Source organism: Cetobacterium sp. 2A (genome assembly GCF_014250685.1).
Classification (GTDB): Bacteria; Fusobacteriota; Fusobacteriia; order Fusobacteriales; family Fusobacteriaceae; genus Cetobacterium.
The window spans coordinates 240,691-267,245 of the sequence record NZ_JACFAJ010000006.1; the positions used below are offsets into that span (position 1 = coordinate 240,691).

Consider the following 26,555-nt stretch of genomic DNA (forward strand, 5'->3'; position numbering starts at 1 on the left):
GTTATACCTCTATTATAGCTTATTCTCATCATAATTCAATACCCCTTTTTTTAAAAATAATTTTTTATCAGATATATTGGATAATTCTTTTGAATGTGTTACGACTATAATAGTTTGATTCTTCTCTTTATTTATTCTCTTTAAAATAGTGTGGATTTTTTCACTCGTCTCTTCATCAAGATTTCCAGTTGGTTCATCCATAAGAAGTATTTTTGGAGAATTCATAAGAGCCCTTGCAATTGCCACCCTTTGCTTCTCACCTCCAGATAACTGCATCGGCTTATGGTTTATTCTATCTTTAAGTTCCATTTCCTCTAATAATTTATATGCTCTTTCTTTTATCTTTTCTTTTTCTTTATAATTTCCTACTAATGCTGGTAACATAACGTTTTCAATAGCTGTAAACTCTGATAATAAATAATGGAATTGAAATACAAAACCTAACATTTCATTTTTTATTTTATCAAGTTCTTTATCTTTTAAAAATTCAACTTCTTTTCCATCTATAAATATTTTACCTGAATCTGGTTTATCTAACATTCCAATTAAGTTTAATAAAGTTGATTTTCCTGATCCAGATTTCCCAAGAATCGAAATAAATTCTCCCTCTTGAATTTCTAAATCTAAATCTCTAATTATATGTAAGTTTTCTACACTCTCTTTGTATTTTTTATTTAATTTTTCTAATTTCAGTATTATCTTTCTACTCATATCTTAAAGCCTCCACAGTTTCCATCTTTCCTGCTCTATACGCTGGGAAAATACTGGATAAAAATATTATTAATAAATTTGCTAGAACAATTATAGACACTTCTTTTAACGATATTTCTACTGGTACTTTTGTAAGGTAATAAATACTTGTTACTTGAGCTATAGAATAATTCTTTATATACCAAAGCATTGAAAGAGCAACTATTTCACCTAATATTATTCCAAATCCTCCAAGAGTTAATCCTTGGATAAGAAAGATTTTCATAATACTATTCTTAGAAATTCCCATAGATCTCATTATTCCAATTTCTTTTATTTTTTCTCTGACTAACATATTTAATATTACCCAAACGACAAATCCTGCTATTATTACTATCAGTGAAAACACTAAAATCATAACTGTTTTTTCTAAGGCTAAGGCAGATAATAAATTTCTATTTAACTCTCCCCACGTTCTATTAAAAAGTCCAGTTCTTTTATATATTTCTCTCGAGATTTCATCCGCTTTATATGGATTATCTAACATAACATCTATAGAGTTAGCACTTTCTCCTGAGTAAGTTATATACTGAGCTGTCCTTATTGGAATCATTACTAAATTTGTATCATAATCATAATATCCACTTTGGAATGCTCCTTCTATTTTTAGCTTTAATTCTTTTCCATCTGCAGAAACTAAGATAATTTCATCTCCAATTTCAGCACCCATCTTTTTCAAGAGTTCTTTTCCAATTAACATTGATTTATTATCTTTTGGATCTATTTTTCCTTCAACTATTTTTTTATCTAAATCCATTGCTTTTTGGGCCGCTTCCAAATCAAAGCCTTCTACTTTAACCCCTGAAACATAGTCTCCAAAGGGTCCTTTGTATTTTATTATTCCTTGTGTTGATATTTTTGGTACGGCACCTTTAACTCCTGGTATTTTTTCTATTTCATTTTTAACTTCATTATAATCTTTTATTTCCCCTCTTCCTAAAACAAGGACATGACTTGTTATAGATAAGATACTATCTATCATATTTCTATCTAGACCATTGGCTATTCCAATCGATACAGTTAAAACTATAACCCCTATGGCTACACCTATAGTCGCTATAAAACTTTGTCTTTTTTTCTCCAAAATATGTTTCTTTGCTATGAAAAACTCTAACATTTTCTCTCCTTATAATTAGAAATTTTAATTAAAAAGTGTTTTTACAAGAATATCTTTTAACTCATCAATATCTAGTTTTAAATTCAACTCTTTTTTTAACTCTTCCAATCTATTTTTTTGTAAATATTTTTCGTCTACAATATTTTCTGCTCTTAAAATCTCTAAATCTTCTTCTGAAAAACTATTTATCACATTTAGAAATTTTTCTCCATAATTTTTAAACTTCTGATTTCCAATCCCTCTAATCTTTAACATGTCCCATCTATTTTTAGGTTTTTTTTCAGCTAACTCCATCAAAGTTAAGTCAGAAAAAATTATATATGGAGCTACTCCTTCATTTGTAGCAATATCTTTTCTCAAGTTATTTAAACTTTCAAATAATGAATCTTCATAGTAATCAAATGTAACGGATTCATTTATTCTTCTGAAAACTCCCTCATTATCTTTTAAAACTTCATAAGATTTTTTATTTAATTTTAATATTGGAAAACTTCCAGCACTTTGATCTAAAAAATGTTCTGAAATAAGGTAGTTGATAAATTCTTCTAACCATTCTCTATCTCTATTTTTCATTATTCCGAAAGTGGAAAGTTTAAAATACTCTTTTCTTTCTATTTTTGTATCCATTTTTCCAGTAAGAATATTAGTTAAAGCACTTACTCCTATACTCTCTTTAGTTCTTCCTATACATGAAAATATCTTTTGAGCATCCAATGTTAAATTTTCTACATCTTTTAAATTTTTACAATTCCCACAGTTTCCACAATAATTTTTTATTCTTCTCTCTCCAAAATATTTTAAAATGTACTCTCTGTAACAGCTTTCTAAAAAAACATAATTTAAAATTTCATCTAATTTTTTTCTTTTTCCACGTTTTAAAGAATCTGTAGTTCCTTCACTATTGTCAATTAGAAACTCTTGAGTAGCTAAATCTTCTTCATAATATAATAAAATTGCTTCCCCAGGAGCACCGTCTCTTCCAGCTCTTCCAGCCTCTTGATAATAACTTTCTAAATCCTTTGGTATATTTCTATGTATAACATATCTAACGTTTGACTTATCAATTCCCATCCCAAAGGCATTCGTGGCAACCATTATTCTAATTTCATCATTTAAAAATTTTTCTTGAAATTCTTTTCTCTCTTTTTCATTTAATCCTGCATGATATTTCGCAACACTAAATCCTTTTAAAAGTAAATAAGCATATAAATTATCAACTTCTTTTCTTGTAGATGCGTAGATAATACCCGATTTTTTTATATTTCTTTCTATATACTTTACTATATATGCTTCCGGAACTACTCCTTTTTCGACTCTAAAAGTTAAATTTTCTCTATCAAATCCATCTACATAAACGGCAGTATTTTTCATTCCAAGTCTTTCAATTATATCTTCTCTTACTTTTGGAGTTGCTGTTGCTGTTAATGCAAGTAATTGAATTCTTTTTTCCATTTTTTCCATAAATTTTGGAATTTCTAAATAACTCTTTCTAAAATCATGTCCCCACTGCGATATGCAGTGTGCCTCATCGACTGCTATCAATGATACATCAACTGTTTTTATAAACTCAATAAATTTTTCATTTACAATTCTTTCTGGAGCCAAATATAATATCTTAATCTTTTTACTTCTTATACCTCTTATAATTTGTATATACTCATCCTTTGAAAGAGTTGAATTAATAAATCCAGCCTCCATTCCCAGTACCTTCAAAGCATCTACTTGGTCTTTCATTAAAGAAATTAATGGAGATATAACTATAGTTAATCCTTTACTCAATAAAGATGGTATCTGATAACAAATCGATTTTCCAGCTCCTGTAGACATTATTCCTAAAGTATCTTTTCCATTAATTACACTTTCAATTATATTTTTTTGCCCTTTTCTAAACTCACTATATCCATATATTTCTTTTAACAACCTTTTTGCTTTATCCATCATATCGTTAACTTCCTAATTTTTTATTTAAATTTTATCATATTTATATATTTTATATTCATTTTTTTTTATTTTAGTAGTAAAATATATACAAATATCTTTTTTTTGTGGAGGACAAATGAATCTTATTAATTTTGAAAGATTACTTAAGGAAAAAAATTATACCTTAATTGATGTTAGAACTCCTAAAGAGTTTGCCGAAGAATCTATTCCAGGAGCTATTAATGTTCCTTTACTTTTAGATGACGAAAGAGTTGATGTTGGAACTGCTTATAAGCAAATATCTCCTGAGAAAGCTAAAGAATTAGGAATTCAAGCTATTGCTAAAAGACTACCTGATATGTTTAAAGAAATCCAAGCTCTTTCTTCTAATGGAAGACTTGTTTTTTACTGTGCTAGAGGTGGAATGCGTAGTGGTTCTGTAGCTGCACTTTTTTCTGTGCTTGGATACAACTGCTGGAAATTAGAAGGTGGATACAAAGCTTACCGTTCATTTGTTTTGGAAAATATTCCAAAACAAATGAAGGAGTAAAATATATTATTTTACATGGAAAAACAGGAATAGGAAAAACTAGAGTTTTACAAAAGTTAGATGCACTAGGTTATAGTGTTTTAGATTTAGAAAAGATGGCAGATCATAAAGGTTCTTTCTTTGGAGCTCTTTGTGAATCAAGACCTCAAAGTCAAAAAAGATTTGAATCTTTAGTATTTCATTTTTTACAAGAAAATAAACCAGAATATGTTTTAGCTGAAAGTGAAAGTAAAAGAATTGGAAATGTTTATGTTCCCGAATCTATATTTGAGTCTTTATCCGGCGGAAGACATCTGGCATTAGAGACTACAATAGAAGAAAGAGTTAAAATAATTATGGATGATTATTCAGAAGCTTCAGATGAGGATATGAAAAATTGTATTGAAAAGGTCGGAAGATATGCTGATAAAAAAGATTTTAATGAATATCTGAATCTTTTTAACGAAGGAAAATTACCCGAACTAGCAAAAATTCTAATGTTAAAATATTATGATCCACTATATCAAAAAAGTATTGATAAGTATGACTACGACGCTGAAATTAATTATGAAAATTTAGATGAAGCTGTAGAAAAAATTGAGAAATATCTGAATAGCCAGAATATTTTTCCAAAATTATAAAAATAAAATTGGGAGCTATCCCTTTTTTATTTTTCCAAAAAATAAAAAAGCTTGGCAACTACTTATCCTCCCAGGGGGCTGCCCCCCAAGTACTTTCAGCGTTTACGAGCTTAACTTCCAGGTTCGAAATGTGACTGGGTGTACCCTCGTAGCTATCGTTACCAAGCTTAATTATAATACCATTTTATTTATCTTTTGTCAATATATCTTTTCCATATTTTTCTTTAGCATGCTCATCCATAACTCTTTCGATAACTGTCATCATTTTTTTCTGAACATGATCATATCCTACATCCTTAACATGAGGAAGAATACACTTAGAACAATCCTTTACTCCACCTGCTGTATAGTGGATATTTCCTCCACAATCTTTTCCTAACATATATAACGGACAATAACAAAAAAGACAATTAAAATCTTCTTCATTCTTCATTTCATGACAAGGAAAAAACTCACATTGTCTATTTTGATTAAACTTATAATTCATATTCACTGCCCCCTTATGCATCTATAATCTTAAATTAATATACTTCTTTAGCGTTATCGACATCTTTTCCCAAAGCTACCTTTAAAGCTACTATGGCAACCTCTAGTTGAGATAAATCTGGCTCTTTTGTCGTTATCTTTTGTAATTCCATTCCCGGTGCTGCTATAATTTTAACCCACCATTTATCTAAATTCTTGCTACTATATCTTTGAAGTTCATATGAAATTCCAGCTATTAGTGGCATAAATAAAACTCTTAAAATAACTTTAGTCATTATTTTTGTTGTAAAGCTAGTCGGTTGAGGAAGTATAAAGTCTAACGTTGAAAAGACTATTATTGCAATAAACATAACTATTAGTAAAAAACTAGTTCCACATCTAGGATGTAGTGTTGTATATTTCTTTGCATTTTCTGGTGTCAATTCCAATCCTTCTTCAAAAGTATAAATAGACTTATGTTCTGCACCGTGATACTGAAAAACTCTTTGAATATCTTTAGAGAATGAAATAATCCAAATATAAAGTACGAAAAAGACTAATCTTAATCCCCCTTCCAAGATGTTTGAATGAATTTTATTATCTTTAAAAATAAATCCACTAATTAACGACGGTAAAACTATAAATAGTCCAATTCCTAGAGCTAAAGATGCCACTGTTGTCAAAACAGCTTCTTTCTGAGACAACTGCTTGTTTTCTTCTTCTTCAGATTGATTAGCTGAAAATGTAAGTTCTTTTAAACCAAGAACTAACGAATCAAAAAGCATAACCGCTCCTCTAACAAATGGAATCTTTGAAAGATTTCCACGCTTTGAAGAGATACTTGTTTTTTTATATACTATTTCGCCATTTGGTCTTCTTACCGCTGTAGCAAGAGTGTCCATACTTCTCATCATAACACCCTCAATAACAGCTTGTCCACCAACATTTACTTTTGCCATTATAATCACCCTATATAATTTTATTTAAAAAAAGAGAGTTAATTACTTAACTCTCCCATTTTAATCATATCATATTTTTTTTAATTATTAAATAGTATTTTTATCATATGGTTTTCCAGTCGCACTTGGTGCTACTGCTTTTCCAACAACTCCAGCTAGAGCTAGAAGAGTTAGTATGTATGGTATCATTTGAATAAATTGTGGTGGAATAAATGTTACATATTGTTGAATTAAAGTTTGAGCTGCATCTGCAAATCCAAATAATAAACTTGCAAATATTACACCCTTTGGATTCCATTTACCAAATACTAATGCAGCTAGGGCAATAAATCCTCTTCCTGCTGACATCTCTTTTGTAAATTGAGCCAAGGCACCTATTGAAAGGTATGATCCTCCAATTCCAGCTAAAACTCCTGATAAAATTACTCCAAAATATCTTACTTTATAAACATCTATTCCAACTGTATCAGCTGCCAAAGGATATTCTCCAACCGCTCTGATTCTAAGTCCAGTTACTGTTTTAAATAAGAAATAATTTGCCCAAATAGCTAGTCCATATATTAAAAATATTATCACCGAGAATCCTAAAACCATTGGAGATCTAGGAACTATTGGTGTATTTGCAGACTGATTAAATAAAACTCTTAACATAAAAACTGTAAATCCTGAAGCAAAAAGATTTATAGCGATTCCAGAAACAACTTGGTTTCCTTTGTACTTGATACTAATTATTGCGTGAATCAGTGCCATAACTCCACCTGCTGCCGCTCCACCCAATACTCCGATAACCCAGCTTCCTGTATAGTATGATGTTACTGCTGCTGAAAAAGCACCCATTAACATCATTCCTTCTAATCCTATGTTTACAACTCCTGAAACTTCAGAAAACATTCCGCCAATAGCTGTTATAAGAATAGGTGCAGCTTGTCTAAGGGTTGCTAAAATTAAACTGATTATTATATTTGCCATTAGTTTGCCTCCCCTTTCTTTTCAAGCTTTTGAATCCATACTCTTATCATGTTCTCTGCTGCAATAAGAAGTATTATTATTGCTTGAATCATGATTATAATTTGGCTTGGAACTGATGTATTAAATTGCATCGCTCTTCCTCCAACTCTTAAAGCTGCAAAAAGTATCGCTGCCAATAATGCCCCTACGGGATTATTCTTACCAAGTAATGCAACAGCTATTCCGTCAAATCCATAAGAAGCTGTTAATCCCTGCTTGTAAGAGAATTGTCCAACTCCTCCAAGAACTCTTTCTACTCCTCCAAGACCTGCTAAAAATCCTGATATTCCAAATATTAGTACTATTATTCTTTTAACATTAATACCATTATTTTCTGCAGCTGTTTGATTATATCCAACAGCTTTTATTTGGTATCCAATTATTGTCTTTTCTAAAATAAACCATACTAACCCAACACATACAAGAGCTACTATAAATCCATAGTTTAGAGGTACGTTTATAGGAAGAAGTTTTCCTAATCTTGCAGCTTCAATAACTGGTGGAGTCTGTGGACTTGTTCCTATTGCTTTTAATGGATAGTTTAAACAATATTGTTCAAAACTCATCGCAATATAGTTTAACATTATAGTTGAGATTACTTCATGAATTCCTAATTTAGCTTTTAACATTCCTGCTATTCCAGCCCATAAGAATCCAGCTAAACCTCCTACTATAAGAATAACATATACGTTACTTATCATAGTATTTGTTATAAATCCTCCAATGGCAGCAGCTGTTAATCCCGCCATTACCATCTGTCCTTGAGCACCTATATTGAACATTCCACCTTTGAATGCAAAAAGTACTGCAAGACCTGTGAAGACCATAGGTGTAGCTTCTAATAATGTTCTTGCTATAGCAGTCTTTCCAGAGAATGCTCCTGCAAATAGGTAATAGTAAGCTTTCACTGGACTTTCACCTAAATACATTATTATACCTGCTCCAATCAATAATGCTATTAATACAGCAACTATTGGCACTAATACATTTGTCATTTTACTCTTAATCAAGTTTACCACCCGCCATTAAAATTCCTATTTTTTCTTCACTAGCCTCTTCTCTATCTAAAACTCCTGTTATTTTACCTGAACACATAACAGCTATTCTATCCGAAAGATTAAGTATCTCAGACAACTCTGATGATACAACCAGAACTGCCTTACCTTTTGCCTTTTCAGCTAAAATCATTTTATGGATAGATTCTATGGCACCAATATCTACCCCTCTAGTTGGCTGTGCTGCAATTATAAAAGTATTATTAACTTTTTCTAATTCTCTTGCTACTATTATCTTTTGCTGATTTCCACCTGATAGTCTTCCAAATTCTACAGAAGTATCTCTAGGTCTTACATCATATTTTTCCATGAAATTCTTAGCATCTGCTTTTAGTTTTTTAAAGTTCAATAATCCTCTCAATGAGTATTTATCTCTTTCTACTCCTAAAGCAAAGTTTTCCATAACACTAAATTCACAAACTGCTGCTCTTTTATGTCTATCTTCTGGAATATGAGCCAGTCCCATCTGCGAAATTTTTCTTGGAGAAAATTCTGTAATATCTTTATCTTTTAAAATTATCTCACCTTCATATATCGGAATCAGTCCAGTTAGCGCTTCTACAAGCTCTGTTTGACCACTTCCTTCAACTCCAGCTATTCCAAGAACTTCTCCCTCTCTAACGTAGAATGATACTCCATTTACTTTAAAAACATTTTTATTATTTTTAACAAATATGTTTTTAGCTTCTACTACTTTTTCTCCAATTTCTGTTTCTGGTCTTTCTGTAGTAAATAATACTGCTCTTCCAACCATTGCGTTTGCTATTTTCTCTTTCGTTGCCTCTGTAGTTGGGAAAGTAGCAACATCTTTTCCTCTTCTTATTACTGTAATATTATCTGAGATATCTAAAACCTCTTGTAATTTATGAGAGATGAAAATAATAGTTTTTCCTTCATCAATTAGGTTATCCATTATTCTGTAAAGTTCTTTTATCTCTTGAGGAGTCAAAACTGCCGTTGGCTCATCAAAAACTAAAAGATTAGCTCCCTTAAATAATATTTTTAAAATTTCTACCCTTTGTTGCATTCCAATAGATAAATCAGAAACATAAGCATCTGGATCTATTTCTAATCCATATCTTTTAGAAACCTCTCTAACATCTTTTCTTGCTTTTTCAATATCTAAAGACATTCCTTTTTTAGGTTCTACTCCTAAAATCATATTTTCTGCAACTGTTAGTGTTGGTATAAGCATAAAATGTTGATATACCATTCCTATTCCTAAGTTTGCAGCTTTTCCCGGACTATCAATTTCTACCTCTTTCCCTTGGTAAAAAATTTTTCCCGAAGTTGGAAGGTACAATCCATTTAACATTTTCATCAATGTTGATTTCCCTGCTCCGTTTTCTCCAACTATAGCGTGTTTTTCTCCTTTTTTTACCTTTAAGGTAATATCGTCATTAGCAATAACTTTTCCACCAAGAAATGTTTTCCTAATATTTTGCATTTCTAAGATATATTCACTCACCTAGAACTCCTCCTGAAAATTTTTTATTTTCTCAAAAATGGATTTTTCACTTAAAAATAAAACAATCTCTTGTATTTTTTTTAACATTCAAACTCTTAAAATTATATCTAATTTAACAATTTTAGTCAATTTTTTTCTATTCGTTATTTTTTAGAATAACGAAAGTTAAATCGTCTACTTGTTCGTATTCACCTCTAAAACTATTTATTTCCTCTAGAATAGCTATTTTTATTTCTTCAGCTTTTTTATTTTTGTTTCTTAAAACTACCTCTTTTAACTTTTCTAAACCAAAAAGTTCTTTTTTAGCATTTTCAGACTCAGTTATTCCATCTGTATAATATAATACTATATCTCCCTTATTTAATTTAAGTTCTCCCTGTCTATACTTATATCCCTTTAAAAATCCAATAGCTACACCCTTAACAAAATGAGATTCCATCTCATCTTTTTCTGCATTATATACAATTAATGGATTATGACCAGCATTCGAATACACTAAAGTTCTAGTTTCAAAGTTATATCTTGTATGTAACATGGTTATAAACATATCCTCCGTTATATCTGGATAGATTATGTTATTTAGATCTTCTAGGTTTTTATTTGGAGATTGTCCTTGTAATTCTAAAGTTTTTAAAACTGATCTACCTAACGCCATTAAGAAGGCAGCAGGCACTCCTTTTCCACTTACATCAGCTATCGTAACTGTAAATGTCCCATCCTCTAAAAGGGAGTAATCATAGTAGTCTCCACCTATCTCTTTAGCGGGTTCAAAATAATTGGCAACTTCAATTCCGTTGATATGGCTAATATTCTTAGGTAAAATTCTTCTTTGAATTCTTGCAGCTACCTCTAGTTCCTTTGAAATTCTTTCCTTTATCAGTAAATCTGAATAAATTTGTGCATTATTAATAGCTATAGCAACCTGAATAGCTAAAGCCGATATAGTTTCTTCATCACTATTTATCAATTTTGCCTTATCTTCAATGATAAAAATTACTCCTAAGTCTTTTCCTTTCACAACTAAAGGCGAAACTATAACAGTTTCCTCCTCATCAATTCTAAATCCTTTGGACAACTCATCATATAAACCTTTATAATCTTTTCTCGTAAACTTTTTTAGTACTTCAACCGGATATGATAATTCACCTTTAAAATCTATCTCTCCTTTGGTTCTTTTATTTAATAACTTTCCATCTTCCCAAAGGTATAAAGATATTCTTTTAGCTCCAGTTAATACAAAATAAGCATCTAAAATTATATTAATTATTTTCTCCAACTCCATAATTGATAAAACGGTTCTCGACAAAGCATTTATATTTGATAAAGTCGCTACTCTTCTTTCCAAAATTTGATTACTATATTCAAGCTGAATTGATTTACTAACAAGAGAATTATAAGTCACTTCTAGTTCTCTTCTATACTCTCTTAACTCAATAATTGAGTTATCTAACTCCAACTCTTGTTTTATAATATCATTTATTGTTTCAGTATATTCATCCTTTATTGTTTCTGGAATATCTTGATATACTTTTTTTTCTCTCAAACTCTTAAGTAATCTAGATATCTCTTTAAAATTTTCTCTTTCTTGTTTTCTCCATATCACAAAAAATAAGACAAGAAGTAGAAAAAATATTATATAATTCATCTAGTCTAACCCCCATGTTGTAACTCTTTCTGCTATTTCTGCAGATTCATTTTTAAAAATTGGTTCATGCCATTTTTCAATTTTTGAAACGTCTATACCATTATTATTTTTTAAACTCTCTATTGCACTCTTAGGATTATTAAACTCTAACAATTTATTATTAAATTTAAACTTTCTAATCATTTCGACTGTAGATCCAGAAGTTCCTAAGAATAAAACTATCTTTTCATCTAAGAAAGCTGTCCCATTAAATTTAGAATTTGAGACTACAATAACTTTAGATTTTAAATCTTTTAAAGAATCTACATTTTTGAAGTTAGAAATATAAACTGGTGAAACCCCATCCGATTCTTCATAGACAAAATTTTCTTTATTTTTTTCTAGAGTTAATTTTAAATTTTTTCTTTTCTCTAGCATCTCACCTATAATCTTTTCTTTATCTAATTCTGTATAGTAAAAATCAGGATTATAATTTGATTCTTTATTTTGAAGCTTTAATAATAGGTAATATTGTCTATTTAAATCCCTTTGAATAATCCCACCACTTAATGGGGTATCAATTGAAACAATCTCAGATAGCTTATCCATCTCTTCAACGCTAAGATCTGAAGATCTCTTAAATGCTAGTTTTTCTAGTCCCAATCCACTACTATTAAGAATTGATTTTACATCCTCTTCAAGTTCCTTATCTAAAATCAAGTTAATTTTTGTATCTCTTTTTTTAGCCTCATTATAAAAAGATTCAAGTTGACTGAAAAAATGATTTTTTTCTTCATGAGTATCTGGATACTTAAACTTATAAAAATTTAATTCATAATTCCCGTGTTTTAAGCCACTATCAAATTCTATTCTCGTGCTTAAATCTTTCCTAAGAACTATATCGCTACATCCAGTTAATATTATAAAAATACTCATTAATAATAAAAAATTTTTCATAATCCCCTCCTTATTTTTTCCCAATAACTCTTTTACTTCTCAGCAGTCTGTGATAAGTAACTGCAAATCTATGGGCTTCATCTCTAACTCTTTGTAGTATTTTAAGAGCTTCTTCTGCTTTAGAAAAATGATATGGTTCAGATTCTCCATATTTAAATATCAGTTCTTCTTTTTTAGCTATACTGATTAAATCTGAAATCCCACTTTTTCCTATCGACTCTAAAATTTGTCCTACAGCGTTAATTTGCCCCAATCCACCATCTATCAAAATAACTTCTGGAAAATCTTTTTTATCTAATTTGCTATATCTTCTCTCTATGACTTCTCTCATCATTGCATAATCATCTGGAGTATCTTTCGTTTTGATTCTAAAACGTCTATACTCCTGTTTTGCAGGTCTTCCTTCTATAGCAACACTCATCGATGCAACCGCATCTTTCCCCTGTATATTAGAAATATCAAAACATTCTATTCTCATTGGAATTTTTTTCAATTTTAAAACTTCATACAATTTAATTAAACCAAGTTCTAATATTTCTTTTTTATTATAATAACTATCAACATCTTCCATCAAATTCAAAAATGACATATCCAAAAGTTCTCTTCTTCTACTTTTAATTTTAGGAAAATAAAGAGTTACTTTTTCTCCTGTATATGTTTTAAAATAATTTTCCAACAGTTCTTTTTCTTCAATATTTTCAGAAGAAAAAACTATATTTTTAGGAACAGGATACTTAGTATAGTACATTGAAACAACTTCTATAAATAAATTTTCATAAATTTTATCCTTAAGATCAATAACAGTAGAGTTTTTCCCTACTATTTTACCATTCCTTTGATTTAAAATACATAGAAATATTTTTTCTTTTTCAACAAAAAAAGTAAATATGTCTTCGTCCATCTCGCTACTGTGCTCTGTTATTTGCGATTCTAAAGTTTTTTCTAATTCTTTTTTTTGTTCTCTATATAAAATTGCCTTTTCAAACTCCATATTTTCTGAAGCATCTAACATCTTAATTTCTAAATTTTTGATAATCTCTTGACCATTTCCTTTTAATACTTTTTTTAATCCCTCTACTTGCTCAGAATATTCTTCTAAAATATCCTTATAACTACACGGACCTAAACACAAGTTCATATAGTATTTCAGACATGGTCTAGAATAAATTTTATCCATATCTCTATTACAATCTCTTATTTGAAATAATTTGACTAAGCTCTTTTTCAAATTCCAAGTTCCTTGTGGATAAGGTCCATAATATTCTCCACTTTTTAAATCTAAACCTTTTGTAGTTCTAACAATTGAAATTTTAGGAAACAATTCCTTAGATATCTTTATGTAAGGATATGTTTTTTCATCTTTAAGAGCTATGTTATACTTTGGAGAATATTTTTTAATTAAATTGTTTTCTAAAATTAAAGCATCCAGTTCATTATTACAAAGAATAAATTCTATATTTTCGATGTTTTTTACTAACTCTTTAGTTTTTTCATCTTGATGATCCCTATTGAAATAAGAAGATACTCTTTTTTTCAAATTTTTGGCTTTTCCAACATAGATTACTTTTTTAGCTTTTTTCATTAGATAAACTCCAGGATTATCTGGAATTTCAATTTTTTTTATATCCATCCTTATATCCAGTTGCCCCTTTCCTCTTCTCTGTGACTAGCATAAACTTTAACTTCGGATAATTTCTCCAAATCTTTTTTTAGCTTATTCACAAAAGTCACTGACCTATGTTTTCCACCACTACATCCTATTCCTATAGAAAAATGCTTTTTCCCATCTTCAATATAGTGTGGAAGTAAAAATAGAATCATATCATATAATTTCTTATAAAATTCAGCAGAAATTTCAAAACTCATCACATAATTAGCTACACCTTCATCATACCCTGTTTTTTCCTTTAATTCCTCTATGTAATATGGATTTGGAAGAATTCTTACATCAAATAACAAATCAATATCTATTGGAATTCCATATTTAAAACCAAAAGATTGAAGATGTATATTTATTTCTTTATCAGTATCCAAATGAGCTACTCTAGTTATTTTTTCTGATAGTTCCTTCGCCTTAAGGTGACTACTATCTATAACTATGCTTGCTTGTTCTTTTATCTCTGACATTATCTCTCTTTCGAGTTCAATACTTTCTAGTAATGTTACTGCTTCAATTGGATGCTTTCTTCTTGTTAGATTATATCTATTTAATATAACTTCGTTTGAAGCCTCTAAAAATATTAGAGTGTAATCCATTTCCATTTCTTCTATCTTTTGTAAAAAAGTTAAAAATTCTTCTATTCTAGCTATTGATCTCATATCTATTCCAAGACCTACTTTTTCAATTTTCATATCTTTAAATTGAGACTCAATATTTCCCATAAAAGAAGTAGCCATTTTACAAGGAATATTATCCATAGTGAAATATCCCATATCCTCTAATGCATTTAAAGCAGCCGTTTTCCCCGATCCACTTAACCCTGTCAATATAACCAGCTTCATACTAACACCTCTTAATTTTTTTCTTACATAAAATTATACTAGATTTTCTTGGTATATACCTAACTTTTTCAAAAAAAAAAGAGAGAAAATTTTCTCTCTCAATAACTTTTTAATATTACATTCTTTCTAGAGTATCTATTCCTAATAAATTCAATCCTTCTTTTAACACATCTGCTGTACTAGAAGCTAATATTAATCTTGAATTCAATACATTTTCCTCTTGATTTAATATTGGACAAGCATTATAAAAACTGTTGAATTTTTTTGATAATTCAAACAAATAATCTGTTATTAAATTTGGTCTACATGATTCAGCAGCCTTTAAAACAACTGTTGGGAATTGTGTTAAATGATGAGCAAGGGCTCTTTCTGTTTTATCATTAAATGATATATTCGCATCCGCTTTAACAATTTTCCCTTCTGATTCTCCTCTTCTTAAGATAGATTTAATTCTAGCATATGAATATTGAAGATATGGAGCTGTATTTCCTTCAAAGCTTAATACTTTATCCCATTCAAAAATAACTGGACTTTGTCTATTTTGAGATAAATCAGCATACTTTATAGCCCCTAGACTAACAACTTCTGCTATGTTATCTTTCTCATCTGCTGATAGCGTTGGGTTCTTCTCTTGAACAACTTCTAGAGCTCTTCTTTTCCCTTCATCTATAAGTTCTTCTAATCTTATTACGTTTCCTTTTCTTGTTGAGAATACTCCGTCAGCAAATCTCATTATTCCAAACCAGATATGTTGCTTTTCTACATCCCAACCAAGCATATCAGTTATTTTGAAAAACTGTTTGAAATGATCTTGTTGTCTTTCATCAGTTACATAAATAAGCTTATTTATATTGTAATTTTCTTTTCTGAACTTTACTGTAGCTATATCAGAAGTTGCATATAAAAATGCCCCATCTTTCTTTTGAATAATCGTAGGATTTAGTTTATCTTCCTCTTTAAAGAATACAACTTTTGCACCCTGATCTTCAACAGCTATTCCTTTTTCCACTAACTCTTCAACTACAGAAGGCATTAAATCATGATAAAATGACTCTCCATAATAAGTATCAAAATTTATTCCCATTCTTGAGTATAGTTTGTTATATTCATCTAAAGAAACTTTTATAAACTCTTGCCAAAGTCTATAGTTTTCTTCGTCTCCATTTTGAAGTTTTCTTAACTCTTCTCTGGCTTGATCTTCAAGTTCTGGGTTCTCTTCACTTTGTCTTGAAAATTCAACATAAACTCTTTCTAATTCTTCTATTGGACCAGCCGCATAAGCATCCTTATCTAGCCAATTTCTATATCCAATAATAAGTTTTCCAAACTGTGTTCCCCAATCTCCTATATGGTTATCAGCTACAACACTATATCCTAAGTATTTATATATTCTTTTTATTGAATCTCCAATTATTGTAGATCTTAAATGCCCTATATGCATTCTCTTTGCAATGTTTGGTGAAGAATAATCTATTATTACTTCTCCGTCTGTATTTAGTTCTGGGAACTCATATTTTTCTTTTGATATTTTCTTTACAAAATCTCCTAAGTATTCATCTTTTAAAAATATATTAAGAAATCCTGGTCCTGCTATTTCTAACTTATCTATAAGGTCATTTTCAACTAAATTATTAACTATAGTTTCTGCAATAACTCTTGGATTTCCTCCTAAAATTTTTGAATTCATCATAGCAAAGTTAGTTTGAAAATCTCCAAATTTTTCATTAGTTGCTACTGCTATTTCAATTGGCTTAATCTCTTTATCGCCATATATATTTTTAACAGTTTCACTTAAAATAGCTGCAATTTGCTTTTCTATCGTTATCACTGTGCATCTCTCCTTTTTAAACTAAATTTATACAAAAAAAAAGGGGGACTTTAAAGTCCCACAAAGAATAAATCCAGTCTACCGCCTTCCATACGGTTTTGGTCGCCATTATAAATAAGTGGTAGTCAGATACTCTCTAATATACAGGGTCCGTAGAACAAAGGTTCCCGTGACTTTTCTGAATTATTGATAGCAGCGCCAACCCCCTCGACGACCTTAGGCCCAAAACCTCAAGAAATAGCGAATAGACTAGAAATGATTATCCTTATTAATGGGATTATATCACCATTAGGGTATTTTTTCAACTAAAAATATTATTTTTTTTCCTCTTCAGCTGTTGATTCTAAGAACAATTCCATTAACTGTTTATCATCAACTTTATTTGGAGCTTCTGTCATTAAACATTGTCCTTTATTTGTTTTAGGGAATGGAATAACATCTCTTATTGAAGTCTCTTTTAACATTACCATAAGCCATCTATCGATTCCAAATGCTAGTCCTCCATGAGGTGGAGCTCCGTACTTAAAGGCATCTATAAAGAATCCAAATTTATCTCTTGCTTCTTCTTGAGATAATCCTAATTTTTCAAATACTATAGTTTGAACTTCTGGATTGAATATTCTTATTGATCCTCCACCAATTTCAGAACCATTTAAAACTAAATCATAAGAATTTGTTCTTACATTGTCCATTTCTCCAGCTATAAATGCATCCATATCCTCTGTTTTAATAGAAGTGAACGGGTGATGTTGTGCCTTGTATCTCTTTTCTTCTTCATCATATTCAAACATTGGGAAATCTACTACCCAAAGGAATTTGAACTCATCATTATTTATAAGCCCTAATTCTTTTCCAATTCTTGATCTGATTGCTCCAAGTGCCCCGTAAACAGTTTTAGCTTGATCTGCAACTATCATTATTACATCTCCAACTTTTGCACCTGTTCTTTCAATTATAGCTGCCATTTCTTCTGGTGAGAAGAACTTAGCTATTGGTGAATTTACTCCCTCAGCAGTAACTTTTATCCAAGCCATTCCTTTTGCACCAAAATATCTCTTTGCATACTCTTCATAATCAGAAAGAATTTTTCTTGAGAATTCTTCTGCAACTCCTGGTGCTACAACTGCTTTTACAATTCCTCCATTTTCTACAGTGCTTTTAAAAGCTGTGAAATTAGAGTTTGCCATTAAGTCAGTTAAATCTTTAAGTTCTACTTCAAATCTTACATCTGGCTTATCAGAACCAAATCTTTCCATAGCTTCTGCGTATGCCATTCTTGGGAACTCATAATCTGCTGATTCTTGAGTAACATTTTTGAATACTCTTTTTGCAAGTCCTTCTATTTCATTCATTATGTCTTCTTGAGTAACAAATGACATTTCTATATCAAGTTGAGTAAACTCAGGTTGTCTGTCAGCTCTTAAATCCTCATCTCTAAAACATTTTGCTATTTGGAAATATCTTTCAATTCCTGAAATCATCAATAATTGCTTAAATAATTGTGGTGATTGAGGAAGAGCATAGAAATCTCCAGGATTAGTTCTACTTGGAACTAGGAAATCTCTTGCTCCTTCAGGAGTTGATTTTGTAAGTAGAGGAGTATCTACGTCTAAAAATCCTTGTTCGTCCATGTAGTTTCTTATAGACATAATCATTTTATGTCTCATTTTTAAATTTCTAGACATTTGCGGTCTTCTTAAATCTAAGTATCTATATTTAAGTCTAATATTTTCACTTAAACTTTCTTCTGTGTTAACTTGGAATGGAAGTACATCACAACCATTTAATATTTCTAAAGAAGATGCAAAAACTTCAATATCTCCAGTTGGAATATTTGAATTCTTACTATATCTTTCTCTTACTGTTCCAACAACTTTAATAACAGATTCATTTCTAAGCTTTTGAGCCATCTCAACTGTAGCAGCATCAACAACATCAATATCAAATATAATTTGTGTAATTCCTTCTCTATCTCTTAAATCTATGAATGTAAGTCCACCTAAATCTCTTTTAGTATCTACCCATCCAGATAGAGTAACTTCTTGTCCTACATTGTTACTTCTAAGCTCTCCTAAATTATGAGTTCTATAAATCATAATAGTACCATCCCCTTAAATCTTTATATTAATTTTGTCTTTAACTCTTCAACGGTTATTTCCTCTTGAGTTCTATCATTGAAATTCTTTAAAACAACTACATTTTTAGCCATTTCGTCCTCTCCAATGATTAAAACATTGTTTACTCCTAATTTATCAGCTTTTTTCATATGAGCTTTCATTGCTCTGTTGTTAAAATCTATTATTACCTTTAATCCTGAAGTTCTTAAATCTTGAGCTATTTTAAATGCAAAATCCCTTGTATTTTCTCCTAACCATGCTATATATAGTTCTGGAGCAGTCTTTGGATAATTATCTCCTAAAAGCATCATTATTCTTTCAATTCCTGCAGCAAATCCAAATGCTGGAATTTCTTTATCTCCAAGTTGCTTTAGAAGATTGTCATATCTTCCTCCACCAAGTATAGTTCCTTGAGAACCAAGTTTATTAGTTATAATTTCATAAACTGTACTTGAATAATAATCAAGTCCTCTAACTAATTTTGGATCCTCTACATATCTAACCCCAAAAATTTCTAAATATTTTTTTACAGTCTCATAGTGATTCATCTCTTCCTCACTTAAAGACTCTAATATAATTGGAGCATCTTTAGTTAAATCTTTACATTTATCATTTTTACAATCTAAAACTCTTAGTGGATTTTTTTCTATTCTAACTTTACAATCCTCACAAAGCTCTTCTTTTATTGGGTTTAAAAACTCTAAAAGCATCTCTCTATATTTAACTCTTGAATCTTTTCCACCAACAGAATTAATAGTAACAGATAAATCAGTTATTCCTAACTTTTCTAAAAGATTATAACCCATAGCAATTACTTCAGCATCTAATATTGGAGAACTTTCTCCTAAAACCTCTACTCCAATTTGGTTAAATTCTCTTTGTCTACCAGCTTGTGGTCTTTCATATCTAAACATTGATCCAGAATAATAAAATCTTGAAACATCCTCTTGAGCATATATTTTATGCTCTAAGTAACATCGAACAACTGATGCTGTCCCTTCTGGTCTTAGTGTTATACTTCTCTCTCCTCTATCTGAAAAAGTGTACATTTCTTTTTCAACAACATCTGTTCCTTCTCCAATTCCTCTTTTAAAAAGATCTGTTTCTTCAAAAATTGGAGTCTTTATCATTGTATATCCATAATTCTCAAATTGTTCGTGAGCTGCGTTAACAATATAGTTATATTTTTGACCATCCTCACCAAATAAATCTCTAGTCCCTCTAACAGCTTTTATAAGCTTCATTTAATCACCTCAAATTATTTATCTTTCCATAATTTTTCTAATTTTTCCGCTATCATTTTTTCATTTCTATTTTCACCAGGAATATAGTAATTCCTAGATTTAGAGCTATACTTTTGCTTTATAAAATTATCCTTATAATTATGAGGATATTTATATCCAATAGGTTTGTCACTTATATTTTCAGGGACTTTTTCCATATCTCCATTTTCTATATCTTGAAGAGCTTTATTTATAGCGTTATAGCATGAGTTACTCTTCGTTGAAATAGCTAGATATACCACTGCTTCAGCTAAAATTATTCTAATTTCTGGCATTCCAATTCTTTCACTGGCATTCATTGCTGCTTCTGCAATTAAAAGTGCTTCTGGATTTGCCATTCCTATATCTTCACTGGCAAGTATTATAAGTCTCCTAGCAATATATCTTGGATCCTCTCCACCCGATAGTAATCTAGCCATCCAATAAATTGAAGCATCTGGATCACTTCCACGAACACTTTTTATCATTGCAGAAATGATATTATATTTATCTTCCTCTTTGTGATAAGAGGCTTTTCTTTTTCTAAATATTTCTAATACTTCTTCTTTAGAATATCCATAACAACTATTCTTATATAGTTCCAAGTAATTTATTGCTATTCTACTATCACCTTGTGAAATTTCTAAAATAGAATTTTTTATCTCTTCTGGAAGAACTATATCCAAATATTTTGATCCTCTATCCAATATTTTTTCTATATCTTTTTTTTGTAATGGATTAAATTCAAAAATAAGCGTTCTTGATAAAAGAGCATTATTTAAATTATGATATGGATTCTCCGTTGTTGCTCCTATTAAAGTTAGTATTCCACTTTCCGTATATGAAAGAAGAGCATCTTGTTGTAACTTGTTAAATCTATGAATCTCATCTAAAAAGAGTACTGTCTTTCTTCCATGATACTCCAATTCTTTTTTTGCTTTTTCAACAATTTCTCTTAAATCACTTAAACTAGCCACTGTGGCATTTAAATTTTCGAAATTTAGATTCAATGTTTTAGAAATTATTTCACCTAAAGAACTTTTCCCGCAACCAGGTGGACCATACAATATAATATTAGAAAGATTTTTTCCCTCTATTATTCTTCTCAATACTCCGTCTTTTCCTAATAGCTTATCTTGACCTACAAATTCTTCTAAATTTTTAGGGCGTAACTTTAGAGCTAAAGGTTTTACATTTTCATAATTATCTTGAAAAAGATTTTTCATTTCATCACAACCTAAATAATTTCCTTAATTATATTAAAAAGGCGCATTGAGTGTTATCAACACGCCCTTCAATTTTACTTTACAAGATATAATAGAAGTGCAGATACAATAAACAAACCAGCGGTTATCTCAGTAGCTTTAGCTAATGGACCTCCATCTTTAGAAATTCCAAATACTGTATTTGAAGCTCCCATTCCCATACTAGAAGACATTCCATGACTTCTATCTGGTTGTATCAATACTAAAATTATAAGTGATAGTGCAAAAATAAATAGTAATGCTGTTAATAGTCCCTCCATATTTCCTCCTAATTTCCCTTTTCTTTATTATTTATTATAATATATCTACAGTTAAAATAAAAGAGAAATTTATAGAAGTTTAGCTCCTAGTTCTGCTAAAGCTGATCTTTCACCTTTTTTCAATGTAATATGCCCTGCAATTTCTTCATCTTTGAACTTTTCAGCCATATATGTAAGTCCATTAGTATTAGCATCTAGGTATGGACTATCAATTTGATAAGGATCTCCTGTCAGTACAATCTTAGTATCCTCACCGGCTCTTGTTATTATCGTTTTTACCTCTAATGGTGTTAAGTTTTGAGCCTCATCTATTATAATAAAGCCACTCGGTATACTTCTTCCTCTTATATATGTTAGTGCTTCAATTTTTAGAAGTCCCATACTTTGAAGTCCTGCTATAACTTTCTCTCCAGATTTTTCTTCTTTGTTACCACTTAGAAAATCAATATTATCATATATAGGTTGCATCCACGGACGAAGTTTTTCGTCCTCTCCTCCAGGCAGATAACCCAAATCTTTACCCATAGGTATTATAGGTCTAGCTATCAATAACTTTTTATATCTATGTTTTTCAACTACAAGTTCTAATCCAGCAGCTATTGCAAGCAAAGTTTTTCCAGTTCCAGCTCTTCCAACTAAACTTACAACTTTAATATTATCATCCATAAGAAGCTCCATAGCATACCTTTGTTCATCGTTTCTAGCTCTTGCTCCCCATGCTGAAATATCACCATTTATAAACTTAACTATTTTAGAATCTATATGTCTTCCTACAGTTTCTTTTTCTCCGCACTTCATTTTAATAAAGCTATTGGCAGTTAAATGAATTTGTAACTTTAACTCCCAAGGACTTATTCTTCCACTCTTCTCAAATTTTTTAAAATTTTCTTCTGAAACTTCAACTTCATAATAACCTTCATCTAAATCTGAATATTCAACCATATCAGTTTCGTAGTCCTCTACATCCAATCCTAATGCATCGGCTTTTATTCTCATATTTATATCTTTAGTTATTATGACAACTTTTTTATCAGGATTTTTCTTTTTTATTCCCAAAGTAACAGAAAGAATATTATTATCAACTATCTCCTTTTTTAAAGATGGCGGTAAAAGTGATAAATCATTTTCTATTTCAACTCTAAAAAATATATCCCCTTCTAGTTCGACACCTTTTGAAAGACATCCTTTTTTTCTCACTTCATCTAAAACTCTTGAAGCACTTCTTGCTTGTATAGCAGTAGTTTGATTTCTTTTTAAGTGATCTATCTCTTCAACAACATATATTGGTAAAACTACATCATTTTCTTTAAAACTATAAATACTGTGCGGATCATGAATAAGTATATTTGTGTCTAAAACATAAATCTTTCTCAAAAGATCATCCCCTTTTTTGGATTTTTTTAAGAACTCCTTTGATAGCTTCTTCTATACTCGTGAATTCTCTTATTTCGCTCTTACTGATTAAAGCATCAATTTCTTTTTTACTATATCCTAAAGCTTCTAAAGCTAGGTATAACTCCTCTTCTATAAATAGCGCTAAGTTTTCTTCTTTTGGAGTTTCCATTGAAAGTAAATTTAAACTTTTCATTTTATTTTTCAAATCTATTATAATTTGTTGGGATTTTTTCTCACCTAATTTTGGAACTCTTTTTAAAGTTTTATAATCTTCATTTAAAACAAGCTCTCTTATATTATCAATTGAAAATGTTGACATAATAGAAAGAGCCAATGAAACCCCAATCCCACTTACACCAATCAACATTTCAAATATAGTTCTTTCTCTTTCTTCTAAAAATCCAACTAACTTGAAAGCATCTTCTTTTATGAAGTTATAAATAAAAAATTGTGTTTCATTTCCTGCTTCAGTTTTATCATATGTCTTTAAAGATATATATACTTTGTATCCTACTCCATTTACATCCAATGCCACATACTCTGGCCTCTTATAAGCTATTTTACCTTTTAAATATTCAAACATCCCTTTTCTCCTTTTAAAACTTTCTTTAAATACTTTCCTGTAAAACTTTTCTTAGATTTAGATACTTTTTCTGGAGTTCCTTTAGCAACAACTTCTCCTCCGCCATCTCCACCTTCTGGTCCAATATCTATTATATAGTCAGCACTTTTTATCACATCTAAATTATGCTCTATAATCACAACTGTATTATTCTTATCTACTAATCTGTTTAAAACCTCTAATAACTTTCTAATATCTTCAAAATGCAATCCTGTTGTCGGTTCATCTAAAATATAAATAGTCTTTCCTCTAGAAGTTTTTGATAACTCCGTAGCTAGTTTTATTCTTTGGGCTTCTCCTCCAGATAAAGTTGTAGCTGGTTGTCCTAGCTTTATATAATCTAATCCTACATCCATCAATACTTTTAATTTTCTTTCTAAACTTGGTATTGTTTTAAAAAATTCATATGCTTCTTCGACACTCATATCTAAAACATCAGATATTGTCTTTCCTTTATAATGTACTTCAAGGGTATCTCTATTGTATCTTTTGCCCTTACATATCTCACATTCAACATAAACATCAGGTAAAAAGTTCATCTCTATCTTTATGATTCCGGCTCCTTGACAAGCCTCACATCTTCCACCTTTCACATTAAATGAGAATCTCCCTTTATTAAATCCTTTCATTTTTGCATCCTTTGTCTGTGCAAAAAGCTCTCTTATATCATCAAATATTTTTGTATATGTAGCTGGATTTGATCTAGGAGTTCTTCCTATTGGACTCTGGTCAATATCTATTACTTTATCAAGTTGTTCTAATCCTTCGATTGTTTTATATTCCAATGGATATAGTTTACCTTTATTTAATTTATTAAATAATATTGGATATAATGTCTGATTTATTAAGGTCGATTTTCCACTTCCACTAACTCCAGTTACAACTGTCATAACTTCTAAAGGTATTTCTACTGTTACATTTTTAAGGTTATTTCCATTTGCTCCAATAAGTTTTAAGGATCCATTTTCTTCTCTTCTTTTCTCTGGAATTTTTATAGCTATACTTCCCTTTAAAAATTTTCCAGTCATTGAGTTTTCATTTTCCATTATCTCTTCCGGAGTTCCTTCAGCAACTATTTCTCCACCATTTATACCAGCTCCTGGTCCCATATCAAAAATATAATCCGCTTGCAACATAGTATCTTCATCATGTTCTACAACTATCAAAGTATTTCCAAGTTCTTTTAATCTATTTAATGTGCTTAAAAGCTTATCATTATCTCTTTGATGGAGACCTATACTTGGCTCATCTAACACATATAAGACACCAGTTAATCCAGATCCAATTTGAGTAGCTAATCTAATTCTTTGAGATTCACCACCTGATAAAGTTTTAGTCTCTCTTGAAAGTGTTAAATAATCCAGTCCTACGTTTATCATAAAACTTAACCTTTCTCTACACTCCTTTAGTATCTCTTTAGCAATTTGTTCTTGATTCTTTGTCAAAGTTAATTCATTAAAGAATTCCAAAGCTTTTTTTATACTTAAATCTGTTATTTCTATTATATTTTTTCCACCAACAGTTACTGCTAAAACTTCTGGTTTTAACCTCTTCCCGTTACAAACTTTACATATTTTTTCAAACATAAATTTATTCTCTATTTCATCTTTCATACTCTCTGAAAAAGTTTCATGATATCTTCTTTCTAAATTCTTTATTGCTCCCTCATACTCTTTCAATCCATGAAATTGAAACTCGTCTCCGTCGTAGTCAAATCTAAACTTTTGTCCACCAGTTCCATGGAAAATTATATGTTTTTCTTTTTCTGTTAAATCTTTAACTGGTTTGTTTATATCAATATTAAATGCCGATGCCATCGCTAAAAATATTTCCCAGCTATATCCCTTTCTCGCAGAAGCTCCAGGAATATAAATTCCACCCTCTTTTAAAGACAAGTTTTCATTTTCTATGAGACGATTTTCATCAACTTCTAGTTTTTTTCCTATTCCTTTACATTCTGGGCATGCTCCAAACGGTGCATTAAAAGAAAATAATCTCGGTGTTAAATCTGGTATACTCACATCTTCGTGAAGAGGACAAGAATAGTTTTCACTATATACTTGCTCTGAATCTCCACTATCTATAATAACTTTCCCTCCTGAGAGTTCAATTGCGGCTTCTATTGATTGAGATAATCTACTTTCAAAATCTTCATCACTTGCAAATACCAATCTGTCTACAATAACATCTACATTATGTTTTTTATTTTTATCTAAAACAATATCTTCATCTAAATACAACACTTCACCATTTACTCTAACTCTTGCAAAACCTTTTTTCACTAAATTTAAAAATATATTTTTATGTGTTCCTTTTTTATCTCTAAGTATTGGAGATAGAATAACAAACTTATCTCCATCTTTAAATTTATGACTTATATTTTCGATTATTTCATCTAAACTTTGTCTTTCAACTGAATTTCCACACTTTGGACAGTGTGCTATACCTATATGTGCAAATAAAAGTCTCATATAGTCATATACCTCTGTCACTGTTCCAACTGTTGATCTTGGATTTCTATTAGTAGTTTTTTGTTCAATAGATATGGCCGGAGCTAAGCCTTCTATACTATCTACATCTGGTTTGTTCATCTGACCAATAAATTGTCTTGCATATGCCGAAAGACTTTCAACATATCTTCTTTGCCCTTCTGAATATATCGTATCAAAGGCTAAAGAGGATTTTCCACTTCCACTAACTCCCGTTATTACAACAAATTTATATTTAGGAATTTCTATATTTATATTTTTTAAATTATGTTCTCTTGCTCCCTTGATTATAATTTTATCTAACATAGTTTCCTCCTTCATA

General features: G+C 30.2%; 22 protein-coding genes and 1 rRNA gene. 2 read left to right on the plus strand and 21 right to left on the minus strand.

Annotated features, from left to right (window positions below; translation table 11 throughout):
• Positions 1–12: 12 nt before the first annotated feature.
• From H3N56_RS04955 to recQ, 3 genes are read right to left on the minus strand one after another with little or no spacing between them, the layout of a single operon-like run.
• Positions 13–711 carry an ABC transporter ATP-binding protein gene (locus H3N56_RS04955; RefSeq protein ID WP_185880157.1) on the minus strand — a complete coding sequence of 233 codons (699 nt, stop codon included), beginning with the start codon at positions 709–711 and terminating at the stop codon, positions 13–15.
• Positions 704–1,867 (minus strand): ABC transporter permease, encoded by a 1,164-nt coding sequence (locus H3N56_RS04960; RefSeq protein WP_185880158.1) that lies wholly within the window; start codon positions 1,865–1,867, stop codon positions 704–706. The genes H3N56_RS04955 and H3N56_RS04960 overlap by 8 nt, the downstream gene beginning before the upstream one ends.
• Before the next feature lie 24 nt (positions 1,868–1,891).
• Positions 1,892–3,808, minus strand: a complete 1,917-nt coding sequence (recQ, locus tag H3N56_RS04965; protein ID WP_185880159.1) for a DNA helicase RecQ — start codon at positions 3,806–3,808, stop codon at positions 1,892–1,894.
• A gap of 115 nt (positions 3,809–3,923) precedes the next feature.
• On the opposite strand from recQ, the gene H3N56_RS13360 reads away from it, so the two are divergent.
• Together H3N56_RS13360 and H3N56_RS13365 are read left to right on the plus strand one after the other, a co-directional pair.
• Entirely contained in the window at positions 3,924–4,337 is a 414-nt protein-coding gene (locus H3N56_RS13360; protein ID WP_255492154.1) for a rhodanese-like domain-containing protein, read from the plus strand.
• A 95-nt stretch (positions 4,338–4,432) separates the two neighbouring features.
• Positions 4,433–4,957 (plus strand): hypothetical protein, encoded by a 525-nt coding sequence (locus H3N56_RS13365; protein WP_255492155.1) that lies wholly within the window; start codon positions 4,433–4,435, stop codon positions 4,955–4,957.
• Between the two features lie 49 nt (positions 4,958–5,006).
• Here H3N56_RS13365 and rrf read toward each other — a convergent pair.
• The 18 genes from rrf to uvrA form a co-directional block, all read right to left on the minus strand.
• Positions 5,007–5,123, minus strand: a 5S ribosomal RNA gene (gene rrf / locus H3N56_RS04975).
• Between the two features lie 18 nt (positions 5,124–5,141).
• A complete protein-coding gene (locus tag H3N56_RS04980; protein ID WP_221893433.1) occupies positions 5,142–5,444 on the minus strand; it encodes a cysteine-rich small domain-containing protein in 303 nt (100 codons plus the stop codon).
• Positions 5,445–5,478: 34 nt separating this feature from the next.
• The gene (locus H3N56_RS04985; RefSeq protein WP_185880161.1) at positions 5,479–6,381 is read right to left on the minus strand and encodes a DUF1385 domain-containing protein; all 903 of its coding nucleotides are present in this window, start codon (positions 6,379–6,381) and stop codon (positions 5,479–5,481) included.
• 87 nt (positions 6,382–6,468) lie between these two features.
• Entirely contained in the window at positions 6,469–7,350 is an 882-nt protein-coding gene (locus H3N56_RS04990) for an ABC transporter permease (protein WP_185880162.1), read from the minus strand.
• Positions 7,350–8,399, minus strand: a complete 1,050-nt coding sequence (locus H3N56_RS04995) for an ABC transporter permease (RefSeq protein WP_255492156.1) — start codon at positions 8,397–8,399, stop codon at positions 7,350–7,352. Before H3N56_RS04995 ends, H3N56_RS04990 begins: the two co-directional genes overlap by 1 nt.
• Positions 8,392–9,912 (minus strand): ABC transporter ATP-binding protein, encoded by a 1,521-nt coding sequence (locus H3N56_RS05000; protein WP_332647055.1) that lies wholly within the window; start codon positions 9,910–9,912, stop codon positions 8,392–8,394. Before H3N56_RS05000 ends, H3N56_RS04995 begins: the two co-directional genes overlap by 8 nt.
• Positions 9,913–10,048: 136 nt before the next feature.
• Positions 10,049–11,557 (minus strand): PP2C family protein-serine/threonine phosphatase, encoded by a 1,509-nt coding sequence (locus H3N56_RS05005; protein ID WP_185880163.1) that lies wholly within the window; start codon positions 11,555–11,557, stop codon positions 10,049–10,051.
• Positions 11,558–12,493: a hypothetical protein gene (locus tag H3N56_RS05010; RefSeq protein ID WP_185880164.1), complete on the minus strand. Its 936-nt coding sequence runs from the start codon at positions 12,491–12,493 to the stop codon at positions 11,558–11,560.
• Between the two features lie 10 nt (positions 12,494–12,503).
• Positions 12,504–14,123 (minus strand): excinuclease ABC subunit UvrC, encoded by a 1,620-nt coding sequence (uvrC, locus tag H3N56_RS05015; protein WP_185880165.1) that lies wholly within the window; start codon positions 14,121–14,123, stop codon positions 12,504–12,506.
• A 2-nt stretch (positions 14,124–14,125) separates the two neighbouring features.
• The gene (gene rapZ, locus H3N56_RS05020; protein ID WP_185880166.1) at positions 14,126–14,995 is read right to left on the minus strand and encodes an RNase adapter RapZ; all 870 of its coding nucleotides are present in this window, start codon (positions 14,993–14,995) and stop codon (positions 14,126–14,128) included.
• A 115-nt stretch (positions 14,996–15,110) separates the two neighbouring features.
• Positions 15,111–16,823, minus strand: a complete 1,713-nt coding sequence (argS, locus tag H3N56_RS05025; protein ID WP_185880167.1) for an arginine--tRNA ligase — start codon at positions 16,821–16,823, stop codon at positions 15,111–15,113.
• Positions 16,824–17,137: 314 nt separating this feature from the next.
• Complete coding sequence (gene aspS, locus H3N56_RS05030; protein ID WP_185880168.1) at positions 17,138–18,919, minus strand: aspartate--tRNA ligase; 1,782 nt, start codon at positions 18,917–18,919, stop codon at positions 17,138–17,140.
• A 23-nt stretch (positions 18,920–18,942) separates the two neighbouring features.
• The gene (hisS, locus tag H3N56_RS05035; RefSeq protein ID WP_185880169.1) at positions 18,943–20,184 is read right to left on the minus strand and encodes a histidine--tRNA ligase; all 1,242 of its coding nucleotides are present in this window, start codon (positions 20,182–20,184) and stop codon (positions 18,943–18,945) included.
• 14 nt (positions 20,185–20,198) lie between these two features.
• A complete protein-coding gene (locus H3N56_RS05040) occupies positions 20,199–21,428 on the minus strand; it encodes a replication-associated recombination protein A (RefSeq protein ID WP_185880170.1) in 1,230 nt (409 codons plus the stop codon).
• A 74-nt stretch (positions 21,429–21,502) separates the two neighbouring features.
• Complete coding sequence (gene secG / locus H3N56_RS05045) at positions 21,503–21,727, minus strand: preprotein translocase subunit SecG (protein ID WP_185880171.1); 225 nt, start codon at positions 21,725–21,727, stop codon at positions 21,503–21,505.
• Between the two features lie 69 nt (positions 21,728–21,796).
• On the minus strand, positions 21,797–23,101 hold the full coding sequence (locus tag H3N56_RS05050; RefSeq protein ID WP_185880172.1) for a PhoH family protein: 1,305 nt from the start codon (positions 23,099–23,101) through the stop codon (positions 21,797–21,799).
• 4 nt (positions 23,102–23,105) lie between these two features.
• Positions 23,106–23,705: a Holliday junction branch migration protein RuvA gene (gene ruvA / locus H3N56_RS05055; protein WP_185880173.1), complete on the minus strand. Its 600-nt coding sequence runs from the start codon at positions 23,703–23,705 to the stop codon at positions 23,106–23,108.
• Positions 23,690–26,539 (minus strand): excinuclease ABC subunit UvrA, encoded by a 2,850-nt coding sequence (uvrA, locus tag H3N56_RS05060; protein ID WP_185880174.1) that lies wholly within the window; start codon positions 26,537–26,539, stop codon positions 23,690–23,692. Before uvrA ends, ruvA begins: the two co-directional genes overlap by 16 nt.
• Positions 26,540–26,555: the final 16 nt, after the last annotated feature.